Origin of the sequence: Sphingomonas sp. (genome assembly GCF_026460985.1) — a bacterium.
In the GTDB taxonomy this organism is placed as follows: domain Bacteria; phylum Pseudomonadota; class Alphaproteobacteria; order Sphingomonadales; family Sphingomonadaceae; genus Sphingomonas.
The window spans coordinates 17,017-34,291 of record NZ_JAPKNM010000117.1; the positions used below are offsets into that span (position 1 = coordinate 17,017).

Here is a 17,275-nt window from a genome sequence, read left to right on the forward strand (position 1 = left end):
TGGATCCCGGAACAAGTCCGGGATGACGACATGGAGAAATGCATGCCCATTGCTCTCATCACCGGCGTCACCGCGGGGATCGGCGAGGCCGCGGCGCGGGCGTTCGTCGCGGCGGGCTGGAAGGTGATCGGTACCGGGCGGCGCGCCGATCGGCTGGCGGCGCTCCGGGCGGAACTGGGCGACGCGCTCCACACGCTCGAATTCGACATCCGCGACGAGGCTGCGCGCGACGCCGCGCTGGACGGGCTGCCCGAGGCGTTTCGCGGGATCGACCTGCTGATCAACAATGCCGGGCTCGCCTTGGGGCTGGAGCCCGCGCAGCAGGCGTCGCTCGCCAACTGGACGACGATGATCGACACCAACATCGCCTCGCTGGTCTCGATCACGCATAAACTCCTGCCGGCGCTGATCGCGCGCAAGGGTGCGATCATCAACCTGTCGTCGGTCGCGGCCAATTATCCCTATCCGGGCGGCAACGTGTACGGCGCGACCAAGGCGTTCGTCCGCCAGTTCAGCCTCAACCTGCGCTCGGACCTGATCGGCACCGGGGTGCGCGTCACCTCGATCGAGCCGGGGATGGTCGAGACCGAGTTCACCCTGGTGCGCACCGGCAGCCAGCAGGCGTCGGACAAGCTCTATGGCGGAGTCGATCCGATGACCGCCGAGGACATCGCCGCGACCATGCTGTGGGTCGCCCAGCAGCCGCCGCGCCTCAACGTCAACACGATCGAGTTGATGCCGGTCAACCAGGCCTGGTCGCCCTTCCTCGTCCACCGCGCGGGCTGAAACGCGCTAGCGCAGCTTGCGCCACACCGACCAGGCGATGGTGCCGTTGCCCGAGGCGCTGGCCGGCACCGCATAGCGGAGCACGCCGTCGCGGTAGCTATATTCGCGCCTTTGCTCCTTGCCCTCCCAATTGGGCCAGGATGCCGATTCGACGCTGAAGACCAGGGTCCTGCCGTCGGGAAGCGCGCGGACCCGGCCGAAATGCGTGCTCGAGCCGAGCGCCGCGGCGCGATATTCCTCGGCCGTGCCGCGCGTCTTGTCTCCCGCGGCGAAGAGCGGGCGATCCGGGCGGAAGATCTGGATCGAATAGCGCCCATCGGCATCGACCATCATCCGCCCGCGCGGATGCTCGCCATAAGCGGTGGCGCGGCTGCCGTCGGCGAGGATCTCATAGGCCGAGGCGAGCTCCCAGCTTCCCTCCAGCACGAGCGGTTCGGGCCGCGGCTGAGCCGTCGCGAGCGGGAGCAGTGCGAGTGCGATGAGCATGCGAATCTCCGTAACCAGTTAATGAGGTTACAGTAGAGCGGAGCAGTGGATAACTTGTCAAGCCGGTTACTCGCTCCTAGCTTCGCCCGCATGGTTTCTCCCGCCCCTCCCGCGGAGCAGCGCGACGGTTTCCGCTTCCGCGGCGGGCATCGCGCGCTGGATCTGGTCGCCACGCTCGCGGCGCGCCTCAAGCCGGTGCCCCGCGATCTGCTGGCGCTTCCCGGGGACCTGGATCGCTGGCTGTGCGCCGCCGGACTGCCTGCCGACATCCGCGCTACCGACGCCGATCTCCAGTCGGCGCGGCGATTGCGCGAGGCCGTTCACGATCTCGCCTTGGCGCGGATTGCCGGGCGACCCGATCCGGCTTCGGCGCGTGCCGATCTCAATGGGCTCGCGTCGGGGCCGGCCGCGGCGCCGCAGCTCGATGCGGAAGGTGCGCTGGCGTGGCAGGGGAGTGCCACCGGACTGCTGGCGGAAGTCGCGCGCGAGGCGGTGCTGCTGTTCGGCGGCGCCCAGGCCGCGCACATCCGGCAATGCGAGGCCGACGGCTGCGCTATCCTGTTCCTCGACACGTCGCGTTCGCGCGACCGCCGCTGGTGCTCGATGGCGGCCTGCGGCAACAAGGCGAAGGTCGCCGAGTTCCGGCGCCGCAAGGCTTCGGCCGAATGAGGGATATTGGATGATCGAGATCGGCTCCAGCGAACTGACCGCGGCGATCAACCCGCTGGGCGCGGAGCTTTCGCATCTGCGCGACGCGGAGGGGCGCGAGCTGATGACCGATGCCGATCCCGCCTTCTGGAACGGGCGGGCGCCCTTGCTCTTCCCGATCGTCGGGCGGCTGATGGACGACAAGTACAGGCTCGATGGCAAGGAATATCCGCTGCCGCAGCATGGCTTCGCGCGGCGGCAGGCGTTCGAGGTGATCGAGCAGGCGGCGGACCGGGCGGTGTTCCGCCTGACCGACAATGACGCAACGCGCGCGGTCTATCCCTTCGCCTTCACGCTCGATGCCGCGTTCACGATCCGGGGCGCGACGCTGGCGATGGACATCACCGTCGCCAACACCGGCGATCGCGACATGCCGGCGAGCTTCGGCTTCCACCCCGCCTTCGCCTGGCCCCTGCCCTATGGCGCGGCGAAGGCGGCGCACCGGATCGTCTTCGCGCAGGACGAGCCCGGCAGGCTCGCCGCGATCGTCAGGGGCGGCTGGATCGACGCGGACGGCTGGGAGAGCCCCGTCGAGGGTCGGGTGCTGCCTCTCGACGATGCGCTGTTCGAGCGCGACGCCCTGGTGTGGAACCCGGTGCGCAGCCAGTCGCTCGCTTATGGCGCCGAAGGCGGGCCGCAGCTCGTCTGCGACTTTCCGGATACGCCCGCGCTGGGGCTGTGGATGAAGCCGGGCGCGCGCTATCTGTGCATCGAGCCCTGGCACGGCATCGCCGACCCGCACGGCTTCGACGGCGAGATCTGGGACAAGCCGCTGATGCAGCGTTACGCGCCGGGCGAGGCGCGCACCTTCACCATGAAGGTCACGCTGGCTTAGGTCGAATCGACACTAAATCCTCCCCCGCCAGGGAGTGTTGGGTTGGATTGCCCCGGCAATCCAAGCCCGTGCCGGGGGCACGGGCGACCCAACACTGTGGCGCCGAAGGCGACGGAGGGGGAGGTAGGCAGCGCCCTTTCCAGTTGAGCGCAGTGATTCCGCCCCCTCCGTCAGCCTGCGGCTGACACCTCCCCCTGGCGGGGGAGGATCAAGGAAGCCAAATATCGCTCCGTCTCAGTCGTCGAGCGTATAGACCGTGTCGCCGATGAACAGCATGCCCCGGTCGATCTGCGGCGGCGTCTTGCGCGAGCCGAAGGCGAAGAAGCGCCGCTCGCTGCGGCCGTCGGGATGGGTGAAGGTGATCGTGTGGCGATCGACCGCGAACCGGCCCTGGCCGGCGCGCTTCGCGGCCACGCTCGAGGCGACGCCGGTCATCGCGCCGCTGTTCGTGGCGCCGGTCGAGCGGGCGGTGGTGAACACCCCGCCGGCGAGGAAATTGTAGCGGTTGTTCGTGGCGATCATCACCTCGCCGCCGAACGCGGTATTGCCGCCGCCGCCGACCGTCTCGTAGCTGCCCGAGAGCGCGGCGGCGCCGGCCGCCGGATAGGCCTTGAAGAAGCGGCCCTGCTGCAGCGCATAGTCGTTCGCGCGGCCCTTGGAATCGGTGAGGACGAAGCGGTCGCCCTGGCGCGACCAGCGGCCCCAGTCGTCCGGGCGGCGCGCGCGCTCAGCGGCGAGGTCGACATCCTCGAGCGCGGCATCGTCGATCTCGTAATAGCTGCCATCCTTGAACAGCACGATCGGCTCGAAGTTCAGCGTCACCATGCCGCCCACGCCGAAGCCGCCGACCGATCGGAAATAGACGTCCGCGACCCTGGCCCAGTTGCCGCCATGCGCGGGCGGGGCGCCGCGGGCGGCAGGCGCAGCGGGTGCGGCGGGTGCCGGCGGTGGCGACCCGGCAGCGGCGGTGCCCGCCGGCGCGGCGCCGGTACCCATGGCGGAGAGGCACGCTTCGCCGGTCGGCATCGCCGCCTTTTTCTCCTGGCCCAGCGGGATCGCGGCCATGCAGATGGCGCGGCCGCGCGGCACCGAGAGGAAGAAGAAAGCCACGCCCGGCGCGCTGTTGAACGACACGGCCTCGATGCGCATCGGCGTGCCGCGCATGTTCACCTGGGTCGGCTTGGCATGCCGGCCGATGCCGCCCTGGCCCGCACCGACCTTCTCGATCACCCCCGGCAGCACCGAATCGACATCGGCGCCTTCGGGAACCGGGATCAGCATCAGCTGGACATCGGGCGCGCCGGGCACGGGAATCCGGGTCTGCGCTAGCGCGGGCGCCGCCGCGCCGATCGCCAGTGCCGCCGCGCTCGATCGCCACCACCGCCGTGCCGCCATCGCCTCACCTCGATCAGGACCGTCCCGGTTGCGCCGGAGGATTGCGACTACGGGGTTGCGCGCCCAGCCGGCATGCTTCGGGCCGTGGCCGGATCGGGACGAACAGTGGCGCCGGCGGGATCATCGCAGGCGTTGCGGGTATCGAGCACAGACCCTAGAGGGCCGCATGCCTTCCGACCACACCAACGACCGTCGTACCTTCGCGATCATCTCGCACCCCGACGCCGGCAAGACCACGCTCACCGAGAAGCTGCTGCTGTTCGGCGGTGCGATCCATCTCGCCGGCGAGGTCAAGGCCCGCGGCGCCGCGCGCCGCGCGCGCTCGGACTGGATGAAGATCGAGCAGCAGCGCGGCATCTCGGTGACCAGTTCGGTGATGACCTTCGAGCGCGAGGGCATCACCTTCAACCTGCTCGACACGCCGGGCCACGAGGATTTCAGCGAGGACACCTATCGCACGCTCACCGCGGTCGATTCGGCGGTGATGGTGATCGACGTCGCCAAGGGCATCGAGAGCCAGACGCGGAAGCTGTTCGAGGTCTGCCGCCTGCGCAACGTGCCGATCATCACCTTCGTCAACAAGGTCGACCGCGAGGGTCGCGAAGTGTTCGCGACGCTCGACGAAGTGGCCGACCTGCTCGCGCTCGACGTGACGCCGATGACCTGGCCCGTGGGCATGGGCGGCAATTTCGAGGGGATATACGACCTCGCCACCAGGCGCCTGCTGCTGCCCGAAGGGAATAGCCGCGAATTCCAGGGCAAGGTGATCCAGACCAGCGGCCTCGACGATCCGCAGCTCGATGCGATCCTCTCGGCCGAGAACCTCGCCAAGCTGCGCGAGGATGTCGAGCTGGCGCAGGTCGGCTATCCCGAGTTCGATCCGGTCGCCTATCGGCACGGCGACCTTACCCCGGTCTATTTCGGCTCGGCGCTCAAGGAGTTCGGCGTCGATTCGCTGATCGAGGCGCTCGCCGCCTTCGCGCCGCCACCGCGCGCCCAGCCCGCCGAGCCCGCGCCGGTCGAGCCGACGCATGACGAAGTCACCGGCTTCGTGTTCAAGGTCCAGGCGAACATGGACCCCAACCACCGCGACCGCATCGCGTTCATGCGGCTCTGCTCGGGCACCTTCAAGCGCGGCATGAAGCTGACGCCGACCGGGCACGGCAAGCCGATCGCGATCCACTCGCCGATCCTGTTCTTCGCACGCGAACGCGAGCTTGCCGACGAGGCCTATCCGGGCGACATCATCGGCATCCCCAACCATGGCACGCTCAGGGTGGGGGATACCCTGTCGGAGCGCGCCGACGTGCGTTTCACCGGGCTGCCCAATTTCGCGCCCGAAATCCTGCGCCGCGTCGCGCTCAAGGACCCGACCAAGACCAAGCAGCTGCGCAAAGCGCTCGACGACATGGCCGAGGAGGGCGTGACCCAGGTCTTCTATCCCGAGATCGGCTCGAACTGGATCATCGGCGTGGTCGGTCAGCTCCAGCTCGACGTGCTGCTCAGCCGGCTCGATGCCGAGTACAAGGTCGCGGCGGGGCTCGAGATGGCGCCGTTCGAGACCGCGCGCTGGATCTCGGCCGAGGACCCGAAGGACCTCGCCGAGTTCATGAGCCTCAATCGCGGCGCGATGGCCAAGGACCGCGACGGCAACCCGGTGTTCCTCGCCAAGTCGGCGTGGGAAGTGGGCTATATCGCCGATCGCTATTCCAAGGTGAAGTTCGCCGCGACACGGGAGCGGTGACCTCCGTCGGCTTCCCCTCCCTGCAAGGGAGGGGATCAAGGGGTGGGTAAGAAAAGGTCGGGCTCGATGCCCGGCCTTTTCTTCTTCACGATCCGCTCCATGGGCTCGCCTGCGGCTCGCACCCACCCCCAGCCCCTCCCTTGCAGGGAGGGGAGCAGTTCAATCCACCCAATCGCGCCCCAGGAACCGGCTAGCCAGCGCCATCAGCGCGCCGGCGACGAGGTACAGGCACAACCCCGCCGCGATCGCGTAGCGCAGGGCCTCGTCGCCATAGCTGGGCGTCAGCGCCTTGGAGAGCGATCCGATCGCCCAGCTGCCCAGGCCGAGCCCGATCAGGTTGTTGATCAGCAGGAAGCTCGCCGAGGCGGTCGCGCGCATGTGCGCCGGCACGAGGTGCTGGACCGCGGTCAGCACCGGGCCGAGCCAGACATAGACGAGCGCCTGGGGCAGCAGGAACAAGGCGAAGGCGAGTCCCCAGCTGCTCGCCAGCACGCCGGCGACGAACAGGGGCGCCCCCGCCGCATAGCAGATCGCCGGCGCCAGCGCGTACCAGCGCCGGTTGCGCGCGCCGAGCCGGTCGCCGAGCCAGCCGCCGATCAATATGCCCGCGACTCCGCCGGTGAGCAGCAGCGCGCCGAAGAACTGGCCGGTCTCGACCAGGCTCAATCCGAAGCTGCGCTGCATCAGGCTCGGCAGCCAGAACGCGACGCCATAGCCGCACATCGATCCCGCCGCCGCGCCGAACGCCATCAGCCAGAAGGCGGGCTTGGCGGCGAGGATCCCGAAGACGCGGGCGACAGGGACCTGGTTCTCGGGGGTGGCGGGGGCGCGCGGCCGATCCCTGACCACCAGCTTGAACAGGGGCGCGATCAGCAGGCCGGCGAGCCCGACGGTGACGAATGCGGTCCGCCACTCGATATTCTGGGCTATGTAGCCGCCGAGCAATACGCCACCGGCCGCGCCGAGCGGGATGCCGAGCGAATAGATCGACAGCGCCCGTGCCCGTCGCTCGGGCGGGAAATAGTCTGCGATCAGCGCATAGGAAGGCGCGACCCCGCCCGCCTCGCCGACGCCGACGCCCAGGCGGAAGAGGAACATCTGCGTGAAGTTCTGCGCGAGCCCGCACAAGGCGGTGAACGCGCTCCACACGCCGAGCGACACGGTGATCACCCAGGTCCGGCTCGTCCGGTCGGCGAGCAGGGCCAAGGGGATCGCCAGCGTCGAATAGAGCGCGGCGAAGGCGAGCCCGCCCAGCATGCCGAGCTGCGCGTCGTCGAGCCCCAGGTCCTTCTTCACCGGCTGGGCGAGGATCGAGAGGATCTGCCGGTCGAGGAAGTTGAAGGTGTAGACGAGCAGCAGCATCGCCAGCACGACGGCGGGGTAGCGGCGGCTGGCGGGGGCGGTTTCGGGCATCGGGGTTCCCTGGAAGCAAACGAGCCGGATGTCATCGGACACCCGGCTCGGAAAATGTCAGGCGCGGGCGCCTGGGATCAGAACCGCACCTCGAAGGTGCCGGTCACGGTACGCGGCGGGCCGTAATAGCCGATCACCGAATTGCCCGTGAGCGCACCGGGGAAGTTGTACCCGCCGACGCGGTAGCGCGTGTCGGTCAGGTTGCGGCCGGCCACGCCGATCCGGTAGCGGCCGCCCTCCGAGGTCCAGTTGAGCGCGGCGTCGACCAGCGCATAGCCGTCCTGATCGAGCGCGGGGGTGGCGAGCTCGAACATCTGGGTGTCGCTGCGCAGCGATACCGACGGGGTGAACGCGATCGTGCCCCCGGCAAGGTCTTCCGACCAGGTCGCCGAGACGTTGGCGGTCCATTCGGGCGTGTTCTGGAACGCGCGCCGATCGGCGACGTCGACCGGAGTGGTGCCGCCGGCGATGAAGGTCAGGAACTCCTTGTAATCGGCATGGGTGTAGCCGATCGCGGCGCTTGCGGTGAAATGCCGCGAGGGCACCGCGCGCATCTCGAGCTCGAAACCGTAGATCTCGGCCTTGCCGGCATTGTCGACGAAGCTGGCGATGCCACTCGGCAGCGCCGGCACCTGGATCGTGACCTGCTGGTCCTTGTAGTTCGAGAAGAAGCCGGCGAGGTTCACGAACAGCTGGCGGTCGAGGAATGCGCCCTTCATGCCGAGTTCCCAGCTGTCGATCGTCTCGGGCGCATAGCCGTCGACCGTGGTCGGAGTGAACACCGCGTCGCCGCGCATGTCGAAGCCGCCCGATTTGAAGCCCTGGCCGTAGCTCGCGTAGAAGTTGAGGTCGGCATTGGGCTGGTAGCTCAGGCTCACGCGCGGCGTGAATTTCTCGAAGCTGCGGCTGTTGGTGTAATCGGTGCGGATCAGCCCGGGCACCGCGGCGGCATTGCCGAAGACGGGGCTGCGGATGCCGGTATAGTTGCGGCGGAAGACCGTGCCGGTCTTGTCGTCCTTGGTATAACGCGCGCCGACCGAGATCTTGAACTGCTCGGTCAGATCGAAGCTCAGGTCGCCGAACGCGGCATAGCTCTTGGTGAGCACGGTGCCCGAGGTCAGCGTGGTGGTGTTGAGCAGTCCGACGACCGTGTCGAACGCGCCGCTGGCGCGGCCGTTGAGATAATAGAGGCCGACCACGCCCTGCGCGCGGTCGCCCTGGTAGAGCAATTGCAGTTCCTGGGTGAACTGGCGGTCGTCATATTGCGCGGGCACGTCGAGCGTCGGCAATTCGGTGTTGTCGAAGTCGATCAGCGTGTCGGTATGGCCTTCGCGCCACGCGGTGATCGACTTGAAGGTCAGCGTGTCGGTCAGCCCGATCTCGCCGGTGACCGAGAGGCCCTTGGTCTCGACGCGATTGTCGTCGCCGATGCCGGCGCGGGTGTCGTAGACGCTTTCGGTCGGCGTGTAGATCGGGTTGGTGCCGTTGGGCAGCAGGCGGGTGCCGTGGCGCGGCAGCGAGGTGTCGAGGATGCGATCGCCCGCGACGCGCACGAAGATATTGTCCGACGGCGTCAGCTCGGCCGAGAGCCGGGCGGCGAGGACGTTCTTGTTGTACTGGTCGACGCCGGTGGTGAGGTTCTCGCCATAGCCGTCGCGCCAATATTGCGCGATCGCGCCGCCGAACGACAGGATGTCGCCGACCGGCACGGTGACCTGGCCGATCAGATCGACCTGGTTGTACGAGCCATAGGCGACGCGCGCCTTGGCCTCGAAATCATGGCCGAGCCGCCGGGTGACATACTTCACCGCGCCGCCGATCGTGTTGCGGCCGTAGAGCGTGCCCTGCGGACCGCGCAGCACTTCGACGCGTTCGACGTCGAAGATGTCGAGCACCGCGCCTTGCGGCCGCGCGACATAGACGTCGTCGATATAGAGCGCCACGCCGGGCTCGAAGCCCCAGAGCGGATCCTGCTGGCCGACGCCGCGGCTGAACGCGATCAGCGTCGAGTTCGAGCCGCGCGCGATCTGCAGCGTCAGGTTGGGCGTCTTGTCCTGCAGCGCGGTGATGTCGGTCGCGCCGGTGCGCGCCAGCGTGTCGCCCGAGACGACCGACATCGAGATCGGCACGTCGATCAGGCTTTCCTCGCGGCGGCGCGCGGTGACGGTGATCTCGCCGGGATCGTCGGCGGCTGCCTCTTCGGTCGTGGCCGCGGGGGTCTGCTCCTGCGCGAAGGCAGGCGCGGCGGCGAGCGCGGTCAAGGCCGCGCCGGCGTACAGAATCGTGCGGGCGGTATTCAGGCGTGTCATGGTTTCCTCCCCAGAATTCGACCCGGTCTCGTGCGGGTTGTAAGCTGTTGCAGGAGGCTATACTGAAACCTGAACCGGGTTTCAACTTGGAAGAATGTTCGGATTGGAAGACAGGGGGAGAGGCAGGATGGCGAGCGGACAGGGCAACGTCCCGGCACCGCCTGTGCCGGCAACCGACGCGGCGAGCGCGGGCAAGGAGCCGCGCACCGCGCGCGGGCGCAGGACGCTGCGCGCGATCCTCGACGCGGCGGCGGCGGAGTTCGGCGAGAAGGGGTTCCACGAAGGCTCGATCAGCGGGATCACCCGCCGTGCCGGCGTCGCGCTGGGCAGCTTCTACACCTATTTCGATTCGAAGGACGCGGTGTTCCGCGCATTGGTGCGCGACATGTCCGAGCAGGTGCGCGAGCATGTCGCGCCCGCGCTCAAGGACGCGCCGGGCCAGATCGCGGCCGAGCAGGCGGCGCTGCTGGCGTTCATCAAGTTCGCGCGCACCCACAAGGAGATCTACCGGATCATCGACGAGGCCGAGTTCGTCGATCCCGAGAGCTTCCGCATGCATTACGCCACCACCGCTGAGCGCATCGCCAGGCGGCTCCAGGCGGCCGCTGCGCGTGGCGAGGTGCGCAGCGACGTCGGCGAGGTCCATGCCTGGGCGATCATGGGGATGAACGTCTTCCTCGGGCTCCGCTACAGCGTCTGGCAGGAGGACGTCTCGCCCGAGGCGATCGCGGAGACCGTGGCGGCGATGCTGGCGCACGGCATAGCCCCCGGCACATAGCGAACCGCACCTTCGGCCCGCCATCCCTCTATAATGGAGGGTCGGGATGGTTCCGGCGAAGCCGAGGGTCGAATGCGTATCCTGTTCTACCTGCCGGTGGTGACGCCGCTCTGGTTCGAGGAGGTGATCCTGCCCCTCGTCCGGACGTTGCGGGCGCATGCCGAGGTCCATGTGCTGGTGCCGCTGCTCTGGCGCAATACCGGCATCGGGACGGCGCAGCTCACGGAATGCGCCGGGCTGGGCGACGTGCACTGGCATGTGGTGGACGGCGCCGGGCATGAGAGCCTGCGCACCGCGCCCGACGATCCGGAAGGGCTGATCGCCTTCGTCCGGAGCATCGCCCCCGATTATGTGCTGTGCCGTTCGGCCGAGACCGATACGGCGGCGGCGTTTCCCGGCACGGTGCGCTACCTGATGGAGGCAGGCGCGCCGCCGCTCGCGATGGACCCCTGGGCGCTCGCGCTGCACGAGGGCATCTTCGATTTCGGCGCGATGCCCGAACTCGACGCGGATGCCGGGGAGCAAGTCGAGGCGGCGTTCGCCTCGCGCTGGGAGGAGGCGTGCGACCGGCATGCGCACAGCTGGCCCTATTCCCTGTCGCGGAGCGAAGCGCTGGCGCTGATGGGGCTGCCGGAGGACCGCCGGATCGTCGCGGTGCCGCTCGAATATGAGCATGAGGAGAATTTCTACCCGATCCAGCACCGCTTCGCGCGCAACCTGGATCTGGTCGCGCACCTCGCCGCCTGGCTTCCCCCCGATTTCGTGCTGGCGCTGACCAATCACCCGCTCAACCGGCTCCACGGCGCCGATGCCGAGCTCCGGGGCATGGTGGAGGGCTATGGCGGGCGGGTGCGGCTCGTCGAGCTGGCGGAAGCGGGCGCCGCCTCGACCAACCTGCTGGTCAAGCATTGCGACGGCATGGTCGTGCAGAATTCCAAATGCTTCGCCGCGGGCGCCTTTTTCGGGCGGCCGATGCTTCGCATGTCGCGGCGGCGCTCGGCCGCCTGGCTGCGCATGCACGACGATCTCGACGCCTTTGTCCGCGCGTTGCGGGACGGATCGGCCGCCGTGCCCGATGCGGACGCGGCGCGGCGCTGGTTCGCCTGGCGCGTTGCGGGCGAGGCGTTCGGCGCGAAGACCGTCGGTGCCGCCGAGTTCAGCGAGCGCCTGCGCGCGCCCGCTTCGCCGGCCCGCTGGGAGGGCGGACTGGCGCGCTACGATCAACACCAGCCCAGGAGCTGCGAGGATGCCTAACCCCTATAAGGACATTTCCGTCATCATTCCCGTGCGCGAGGGATCGAGCCGCGTACGCGAGAAGATCTTCCTGCCCTTTCACGACGAAATGTCGCTGCTCGACTGGAAGATCGCCCAGGTCAGGCAGGTCCAGGACCCGTCGCTCATCTTCCTGAGCTCCAATTCGGAGCGGGTGCGCGAAGTGGCCGAGCGCAGCGGCGTGCAGTTCCTGCCGCGCAGCGACTATCTGAGCACCGGGCACGACGCGACCTTCACCGAAGTGATCACCGGCGTGGTCGCGGGCATCGCGACGCCGCATTTCGCCTGGGTCACCGTGGTGGTGCCGCTGATGCGTCCCGACGAATATCGCGAGGGCTTCGAGATGTACCTGCAGCAGGTCGTGCGCGATCGCAGCCATGACAGCCTCGTCTCGGTAAACCTGGTGAAGGAATATTATTGGGACGCCGAGCGCGCGCTCAACTACCGCGCCGATCGCAACCACACGATCAGCCAGGAGCTTCCCGACTGGTTCCGCGTGACCAACGGCCTGTACATGCGCTCGCGCGAGGACACGCTGCGCGAAGGCTATTTCCTCGGGCCCAAGCCGTGCATGCACCGCGTCTGCAAGGCGTCCGGAATCGATATCGACGAATATGAGGACTATGAGGTCGCGATGGCGATGAAGTCCTTCTATCTGCGCAGCGAAGCCGAGCGCGCCGCGCTGGCGGCCTGAGCGCAGGCTCAGGCCTAGGCGGGAAGCGGTTCGGTCATTTGCCCTTGCCGAGCTTGTCCTTGAGCGCGGCGGCGAGCGGGCTTGGCGGGCCGGCCGCTTCCTCGCTGACCACGCCGGCCTCGCGGAGCGCCGCCGCCGCATTGGGGCCGCGCGGGAAGGGGTCGAGCGCGAGCGCGAGCGTCTCCGCCGCGGCTTCGCCCAGGTCCAAGGCCGCGCCCGTATAGAAGACGGTGTCGAGATCCTCCTCGGCGAGCTCGACTTCGTCCTGGCTATCGTCCTCGCCCGGTTCGGGCAGGAAGCGGATCGCGAAATCCTCCTCGACCACGGCGGGCAGCGGGTCGCCGGTGATGCTGCAGGCCTGGATCACCGCGGCCGAGAGATGCCCGTGCGCGAGCACGCCGGCCGCGTCGCGGCGGAGCATGAAGCGGGCCGAGAGCGAATCGATCGCGATCAGGTCGAAGCGGCGGGCGAGCGCCGCGCGTTCGTCCGGCGATGCCTCGACCGCCACCTTGCTCTCGGCGGGGCCGATCTGGTCGAGCCGGTGCGGGCGCGGGAATTCGGGGTTCATCGCGGCAGCGCACCGGCGAGGATCGTTGCGGTGGGCGTGGCCGCCAGCCGGTCGCGCAAGGCGAGCAGCTCGGCCTCGACATGCGCCAGCCCCGCATCGGACGGCGCCTTGCCGCGATAGAGGTTGCGGACCAGCGCCGCGCCGAGCCCTTCGCCGGCGAGGCTCGCGCGATAGGCGCCCAGGCGGCCGCCCACCATGCCCATCATCCGCCCCATATGCTTGCCGACGACCACGTCGCCGACGCCGATCTCGCGCAGCTGGCCGTCCATGTCATGGATGAAGCATTCGGCGAGCGCGGTGCTCGGCGCCAGCGCCTCGGGCTCCCCCTCCAGGCGGAGCAATACGAGCGAAAGCATCGCGGCGATCATGTCGAATCGGCCGTCGATCGTATCGGGGACCTCGCCCTTCGCGTACCAGTGCGGCGCGCGTCCGGCGGCGACGATGGCGGCGTAGAGCTGCGGCGCGGTGCCGCGATCGGGGGCGCCGAACAGGCGCTTGAGCAGTCCCATGTTGGTTCTTCGTCCGTGTGAAAGCGGGCCGCGACCTTGTTTGGCCGCATTTTGCCGCATATTGAGGCGAATGACGCGCGATGCAATGCGCGCTTGTGCTTGCTTCGGCCTGGAGATTTCGATGCCCTTCCCCGTTCGCCTGGCCGGTTGCGCCGCGCTCCTCGCCGCCCTCGGCAGCACCGCCTGCGCGCCGATGAAGACGCACCAGGGCTATGTGATCGACAAGGAGCTGGTCGATTCGGTCCAGCCCGGCGTCGACAATCGCGAATCGGTGCTCCAGACGCTCGGCCGCCCGACGCTGACCAGCCAGTTCAACCAGGGCGAATGGTATTATGTGTCCCGCGACAGCCGGAACTTCGGCTATAGCGACCCCAAGGTGCGCGACCAGACCACGATCCGCGTGCGCTTCGATGCCGCGGGCAACGTCGCCTCGGTCGACAAGATGGGCAAGGAGCTGATCGCCTCGGTCGATCCCTATGGCAAGAAGACGCCGACCCTGGGCCGCAAGCGCAGCTTCTTCGACGACCTGTTCGGCAATATCGGCACGGTCGGCGCCCCGGGCACCGGCGGCCCCTCCGCTCCGGGGCAGTGAAGAAACTTTCTGATCGCTGACGACCGCGTTCTCAAGCGGTTCAGCGGGACTCCTCCAATTTGCGCGGGTGCCGGAAGATGCCGGCCCGGAGAGTTTGGAGGAATCCCGTGAAGAAGATCATCACCGCCGCTTTGCTCGCCGCCGTCGCGATGCCGGCCGTGGCGCTGCCGACCGCCGCGAGCGCGCAGTCGAACCGCGAGCTGCGCCGCGACCGCCAGGATATCCGCGAGGAACAGCGCGAGCTGCGCGACGCCCGCCGTCGCGGCGACCGCAGCGACATCCGCGACGAGCGCCGCGACGTTCGCGAGGCGCGCCAGGAATATCGCGAGGACCTGCGCGACCGCGATCGCCGCTGGGGCGACAATGACTGGCGCGACTATCGCGGGCGCAACCGCGGGGCCTATTCGCGCGGCAACTGGCGGGCGCCCTTCGGCTATACCCGCTTTCGCAGCGGGGGGCGGATCGCGCCCAATTATTGGGGATCGCGTTATGTGATCGCCGATCCGTGGCGCTATCGCCTGCCGCAGGCGGGGCGCTACCAGCGCTGGGTGCGCCATTATGACGACGTGCTGCTGATCGATACGCGCCGCGGCTTCGTGGTGCGGGTGATCCCCGGCTTCTACTGGTAGGCACGCGATCGTCGCGGGGCTCCGGGGCGGTTCAGCTGCCCCGGGGTTCGGCCGCGCCGATTGCGGCGGCGCGGCCGGTGCCCTTGAGCACGGTCCCGAAAGGGGTAGGACCGCGCGATTGAACGCGCGGAAAAGCATTTCGCTCCCGTAGCGAAAATTAGACCCATTCAGCATCCAAATCCCCTCCCTGTAGGGAGGGGTAAGGGGTGGGTAACAACGGACGAGGCTCGATGCCTCGTCCGTTGTTTTTTGCCGAGCAGCAACGAGTCTTTTGAGCGCGCAGACGCGCGCACCCACCCCCAACCCCTCCCTGCAAGCAGGGAGGGGCGCCCAGATGCCAATGTCCGTTGGTCCTGATTAGCTCAGCGGATGGTGAAGAGGATCTGGTCGATCACGCGGCCGCCCAGATCGACCAGCCGCAACCGGTGCTGGCCGCGCCCGGGCAGGATCAGCGGGCGCGAGTCGGCGGAGCCGAGATCCTGCCGGTCGAGCAGCAGGCGATGCCCGGTCACTTCGCCGCTCACCGCCACCGCGAGCCGCTGGCGGTCGATCGGGATATCGGGATCGAGCGCATAGACGCTTCCCGCCACCGGATTGACGATGCGCGGGCGCCGTGCCGCCGCCGGGGCCGCGGCGACCTCGGCCAGCGCGGTGCCCTTCAGGAAATATTCGCGGCGCGGCTGCTCGATCCCCTCGGCGAAGCGGATCGGCCGCGCTTCGATTCCCGGCGGTGCGGGCGCGGGCCTGCTCGGCGCACCCGCGTGCAATGCCATCATGACGTCGCGCCACACCGGCGCCGCGCCGCTGGTGCCCGAGACCGCGCGCATCGGATCGCCCTCGAGATTGCCGACCCACACGCCCACGGTGAAGCGGTCGCTGAAGCCGATGCACCAATTGTCGCGCATCGCCTTCGACGTCCCCGTCTTGGCTGCGGCCCAGAAGGGCAGGCGCAGCGCCGAATCGACGCCGAAGGTGCCGGCTCGCGCGCTGGGGTCGGCGAGGATGTCGGCGGTGATCCAGGCTGCCGCGGGCGACAGGACCTGGCGCGCCTTCGCGTGCGGCGAAGCCTCGGTCAGCCGCAGCGGCGACCAGCGCCCGCCGAGCGCGAGGCTGCGATAGGCGGCGACCTGCTCGACCAGGGTCACCTCGGCCGAGCCCAAAGCGAGCGAATAGCCGTAATATTGCCCGTCCTCGACCAGCCCGCGATAGCCGGTGTCCCACAGCCGGTCGCGGAAGGCGTCGACGCCGGTCAGCAGCAAGGTGCGCACCGCGGGGACGTTGAGCGATCCGGCGAGCGCGATCCGCGCCGAGACGGGACCCTTGAACGCGCGGTCGTAATTCTGGGGGACGTAGAGCCCCGAGGCGGTGTCGAGCTGGACCGGTGAATCGTCGAGGATCGACGCGGCGGTGAGATAGCCCTTCTCGATCGCCTGGGCGTAGAGGAAGGGCTTGAGCGTCGATCCCGCCTGTCGGTACGCCGATGCGCCGTCGACCGCGGGTGCGGTGCTCTCGCCGCCGATCCCGCCGACATAAGCGAGCACGTCGCCGCTGGCATTGTCGACCACCACCACCGCGCCGTCCCTTGCGCGGGTGCCGCCGAGGCCCTGGAGCTGGCGGCGCAGCGCGGCGATCGCGACCGACTGGATGCGGGCGTCGAGCGTGGTGGTGACGCGCGCGCCGGGCGTGTCGAGCAGCCGCGCGGCGAGATGCGGCGCGAGCCCGGGATCGAGCGCGAGGCTGCGCGCCGGGCCGAGCATCGACGCGGCGGCGCCGGAGAAGCGGCCGCAATCCCGGTCATGGCCGAGCGCGCAGGCGCGGCGGGCGACTTCGGTCGATCCCGCGCCCGGATTGGGGAGCAAGGCGGCGAGCAGCAATGCGTCGTCGCGGGTGAGCGTCGCGGGGGTCTTGCCGAACAGCCCGAGCGCGGCGGCGGAGATCCCCTGCGCCTCGCCGCGGAAACCGGCGAGGTTGAGATAGGCCTCGAGGATCTGGTCCTTGCTCCATTCGGCTTCGAGCGCGCGGGCGGCACGCATCTGGCGGAGCTTGTCCCAGGTGCCGCGATGCCCGGGCGTGGCGAGGTCTGGCGCGAGATAGGCCGCGACCTGCATCGAGAGGGTGGAGGCGCCGCGCGCGCGCTTGCCTTCGAGCCGGTCGCGCAGCGCGCCGCCCAATGCCCACCAGTCCACGCCGTTGTGGCTTTGGAAGCGCCGGTCCTCGGCGGCGACGAGCGTGTCGCGGGTGACTTGCGAGACGTCGGCGAGCTTGACCCAGCCGAGGCGGCGCGCCTGATAGTCGACGCGGGTGCTGTCGATCAGCCGGCCGCCCCGGTCGTAGAGCCAGGCCTCAGACGGGCGCCAATCCGCGACCACCTTCGAATAGGGCGGCAGCGGCGGCGGGCGGGTGACCCAGGCGAGCGAGGCGAAGGTCCCGATGAGCAAGGCGCCGAGCGCGAGTACCACGCGCATCGGGGTGAAGATGCCGCGCCAGCCGCGCTCGCGAAATGCGGCGCGCTGGCGGCGGAGCCAGGCGGCGAGGGCTTCGGGGAAGCCGTCGATGC

General features: G+C 69.0%; 16 protein-coding genes. 9 read left to right on the top strand and 7 right to left on the bottom strand.

The window, feature by feature from the left end; translation table 11 throughout:
* Window positions 1-42 precede the first annotated feature (42 nt).
* Window positions 43-786, top strand: a complete 744-nt coding sequence (locus MT490_RS18925; protein WP_297391154.1) for an SDR family NAD(P)-dependent oxidoreductase — start codon at window positions 43-45, stop codon at window positions 784-786.
* Between the two features lie 6 nt (window positions 787-792).
* Here the strand turns inward: MT490_RS18925 and MT490_RS18930 are convergent, their stop codons facing one another.
* Window positions 793-1,272 (bottom strand): lipocalin-like domain-containing protein, encoded by a 480-nt coding sequence (locus MT490_RS18930; protein WP_297391156.1) that lies wholly within the window; start codon window positions 1,270-1,272, stop codon window positions 793-795.
* A gap of 90 nt (window positions 1,273-1,362) precedes the next feature.
* On the opposite strand from MT490_RS18930, the gene MT490_RS18935 reads away from it, so the two are divergent.
* The gene (locus MT490_RS18935; RefSeq protein ID WP_297391158.1) at window positions 1,363-1,941 is read left to right on the top strand and encodes an ABATE domain-containing protein; all 579 of its coding nucleotides are present in this window, start codon (window positions 1,363-1,365) and stop codon (window positions 1,939-1,941) included.
* Between the two features lie 10 nt (window positions 1,942-1,951).
* The gene (locus MT490_RS18940; RefSeq protein ID WP_297391160.1) at window positions 1,952-2,815 is read left to right on the top strand and encodes an aldose 1-epimerase family protein; all 864 of its coding nucleotides are present in this window, start codon (window positions 1,952-1,954) and stop codon (window positions 2,813-2,815) included.
* 234 nt (window positions 2,816-3,049) lie between these two features.
* Here MT490_RS18940 and MT490_RS18945 read toward each other — a convergent pair whose 3' ends face one another.
* Window positions 3,050-4,210 (bottom strand): hypothetical protein, encoded by a 1,161-nt coding sequence (locus MT490_RS18945; RefSeq protein ID WP_297391162.1) that lies wholly within the window; start codon window positions 4,208-4,210, stop codon window positions 3,050-3,052.
* Window positions 4,211-4,376: 166 nt separating this feature from the next.
* Between MT490_RS18945 and MT490_RS18950 the strand changes: the two genes are divergently transcribed.
* A complete protein-coding gene (locus MT490_RS18950) occupies window positions 4,377-5,954 on the top strand; it encodes a peptide chain release factor 3 (RefSeq protein ID WP_297391164.1) in 1,578 nt (525 codons plus the stop codon).
* 159 nt (window positions 5,955-6,113) lie between these two features.
* Here MT490_RS18950 and MT490_RS18955 read toward each other — a convergent pair whose 3' ends face one another.
* Window positions 6,114-7,367: an MFS transporter gene (locus tag MT490_RS18955; protein ID WP_297391166.1), complete on the bottom strand. Its 1,254-nt coding sequence runs from the start codon at window positions 7,365-7,367 to the stop codon at window positions 6,114-6,116.
* Window positions 7,368-7,444: 77 nt separating this feature from the next.
* Window positions 7,445-9,676, bottom strand: coding sequence for a TonB-dependent receptor (locus tag MT490_RS18960; protein WP_297391168.1), 2,232 nt, complete (start codon window positions 9,674-9,676; stop codon window positions 7,445-7,447).
* Between the two features lie 127 nt (window positions 9,677-9,803).
* Here MT490_RS18960 and MT490_RS18965 point away from each other — a divergent pair, with 127 nt between their 5' ends.
* The 3 genes from MT490_RS18965 (at window position 9,804) to MT490_RS18975 (ending at window position 12,420) form a co-directional block, all read left to right on the top strand.
* Entirely contained in the window at window positions 9,804-10,454 is a 651-nt protein-coding gene (locus MT490_RS18965; RefSeq protein ID WP_297391170.1) for a TetR/AcrR family transcriptional regulator, read from the top strand.
* A 72-nt stretch (window positions 10,455-10,526) separates the two neighbouring features.
* Window positions 10,527-11,708, top strand: a complete 1,182-nt coding sequence (locus tag MT490_RS18970) for a hypothetical protein (RefSeq protein WP_297391172.1) — start codon at window positions 10,527-10,529, stop codon at window positions 11,706-11,708.
* Complete coding sequence (locus MT490_RS18975) at window positions 11,701-12,420, top strand: hypothetical protein (protein WP_297391174.1); 720 nt, start codon at window positions 11,701-11,703, stop codon at window positions 12,418-12,420. Before MT490_RS18970 ends, MT490_RS18975 begins: the two co-directional genes overlap by 8 nt.
* Before the next feature lie 34 nt (window positions 12,421-12,454).
* On the opposite strand, the gene MT490_RS18980 is transcribed toward MT490_RS18975, so the two are convergent.
* Window positions 12,455-12,988, bottom strand: a complete 534-nt coding sequence (locus MT490_RS18980) for a YceD family protein (RefSeq protein ID WP_297391176.1) — start codon at window positions 12,986-12,988, stop codon at window positions 12,455-12,457.
* Entirely contained in the window at window positions 12,985-13,497 is a 513-nt protein-coding gene (locus MT490_RS18985) for a ubiquinol-cytochrome C chaperone family protein (RefSeq protein WP_297391178.1), read from the bottom strand. Before MT490_RS18985 ends, MT490_RS18980 begins: the two co-directional genes overlap by 4 nt.
* Window positions 13,498-13,618: 121 nt before the next feature.
* Here MT490_RS18985 and MT490_RS18990 point away from each other — a divergent pair, with 121 nt between their 5' ends.
* Together MT490_RS18990 and MT490_RS18995 are read left to right on the top strand one after the other, a co-directional pair.
* On the top strand, window positions 13,619-14,089 hold the full coding sequence (locus tag MT490_RS18990) for an outer membrane protein assembly factor BamE (protein ID WP_297391180.1): 471 nt from the start codon (window positions 13,619-13,621) through the stop codon (window positions 14,087-14,089).
* Window positions 14,090-14,196: 107 nt separating this feature from the next.
* On the top strand, window positions 14,197-14,718 hold the full coding sequence (locus MT490_RS18995) for an RcnB family protein (protein WP_297391182.1): 522 nt from the start codon (window positions 14,197-14,199) through the stop codon (window positions 14,716-14,718).
* Between the two features lie 362 nt (window positions 14,719-15,080).
* Here the strand turns inward: MT490_RS18995 and pbpC are convergent, their stop codons facing one another.
* Window positions 15,081-17,183, bottom strand: a complete 2,103-nt coding sequence (pbpC, locus tag MT490_RS19000) for a penicillin-binding protein 1C (protein ID WP_297391254.1) — start codon at window positions 17,181-17,183, stop codon at window positions 15,081-15,083.
* Between the last annotated feature and the right edge of the window lie 92 nt (window positions 17,184-17,275).

Excerpts from the sequence above, each read along its gene's own strand:
- MT490_RS18925 (WP_297391154.1), top strand. The coding sequence starts at position 43 with ATGCCCATTGCTCTCATCACCGGCGTCACCGCGGGGATCGGCGAGGCC.
- MT490_RS18930 (WP_297391156.1), bottom strand. The coding sequence starts at position 1,272 with ATGCTCATCGCACTCGCACTGCTCCCGCTCGCGACGGCTCAGCCGCGG.
- MT490_RS18935 (WP_297391158.1), top strand. The coding sequence starts at position 1,363 with ATGGTTTCTCCCGCCCCTCCCGCGGAGCAGCGCGACGGTTTCCGCTTC.
- MT490_RS18940 (WP_297391160.1), top strand. The coding sequence starts at position 1,952 with ATGATCGAGATCGGCTCCAGCGAACTGACCGCGGCGATCAACCCGCTG.
- MT490_RS18945 (WP_297391162.1), bottom strand. The coding sequence starts at position 4,210 with ATGGCGGCACGGCGGTGGTGGCGATCGAGCGCGGCGGCACTGGCGATC.
- MT490_RS18950 (WP_297391164.1), top strand. The coding sequence starts at position 4,377 with ATGCCTTCCGACCACACCAACGACCGTCGTACCTTCGCGATCATCTCG.
- MT490_RS18955 (WP_297391166.1), bottom strand. The coding sequence starts at position 7,367 with ATGCCCGAAACCGCCCCCGCCAGCCGCCGCTACCCCGCCGTCGTGCTG.
- MT490_RS18960 (WP_297391168.1), bottom strand. The coding sequence starts at position 9,676 with ATGACACGCCTGAATACCGCCCGCACGATTCTGTACGCCGGCGCGGCC.
- MT490_RS18965 (WP_297391170.1), top strand. The coding sequence starts at position 9,804 with ATGGCGAGCGGACAGGGCAACGTCCCGGCACCGCCTGTGCCGGCAACC.
- MT490_RS18970 (WP_297391172.1), top strand. The coding sequence starts at position 10,527 with ATGCGTATCCTGTTCTACCTGCCGGTGGTGACGCCGCTCTGGTTCGAG.
- MT490_RS18975 (WP_297391174.1), top strand. The coding sequence starts at position 11,701 with ATGCCTAACCCCTATAAGGACATTTCCGTCATCATTCCCGTGCGCGAG.
- MT490_RS18980 (WP_297391176.1), bottom strand. The coding sequence starts at position 12,988 with ATGAACCCCGAATTCCCGCGCCCGCACCGGCTCGACCAGATCGGCCCC.
- MT490_RS18985 (WP_297391178.1), bottom strand. The coding sequence starts at position 13,497 with ATGGGACTGCTCAAGCGCCTGTTCGGCGCCCCCGATCGCGGCACCGCG.
- MT490_RS18990 (WP_297391180.1), top strand. The coding sequence starts at position 13,619 with ATGCCCTTCCCCGTTCGCCTGGCCGGTTGCGCCGCGCTCCTCGCCGCC.
- pbpC (WP_297391254.1), bottom strand. The coding sequence starts at position 17,183 with ATGCGCGTGGTACTCGCGCTCGGCGCCTTGCTCATCGGGACCTTCGCC.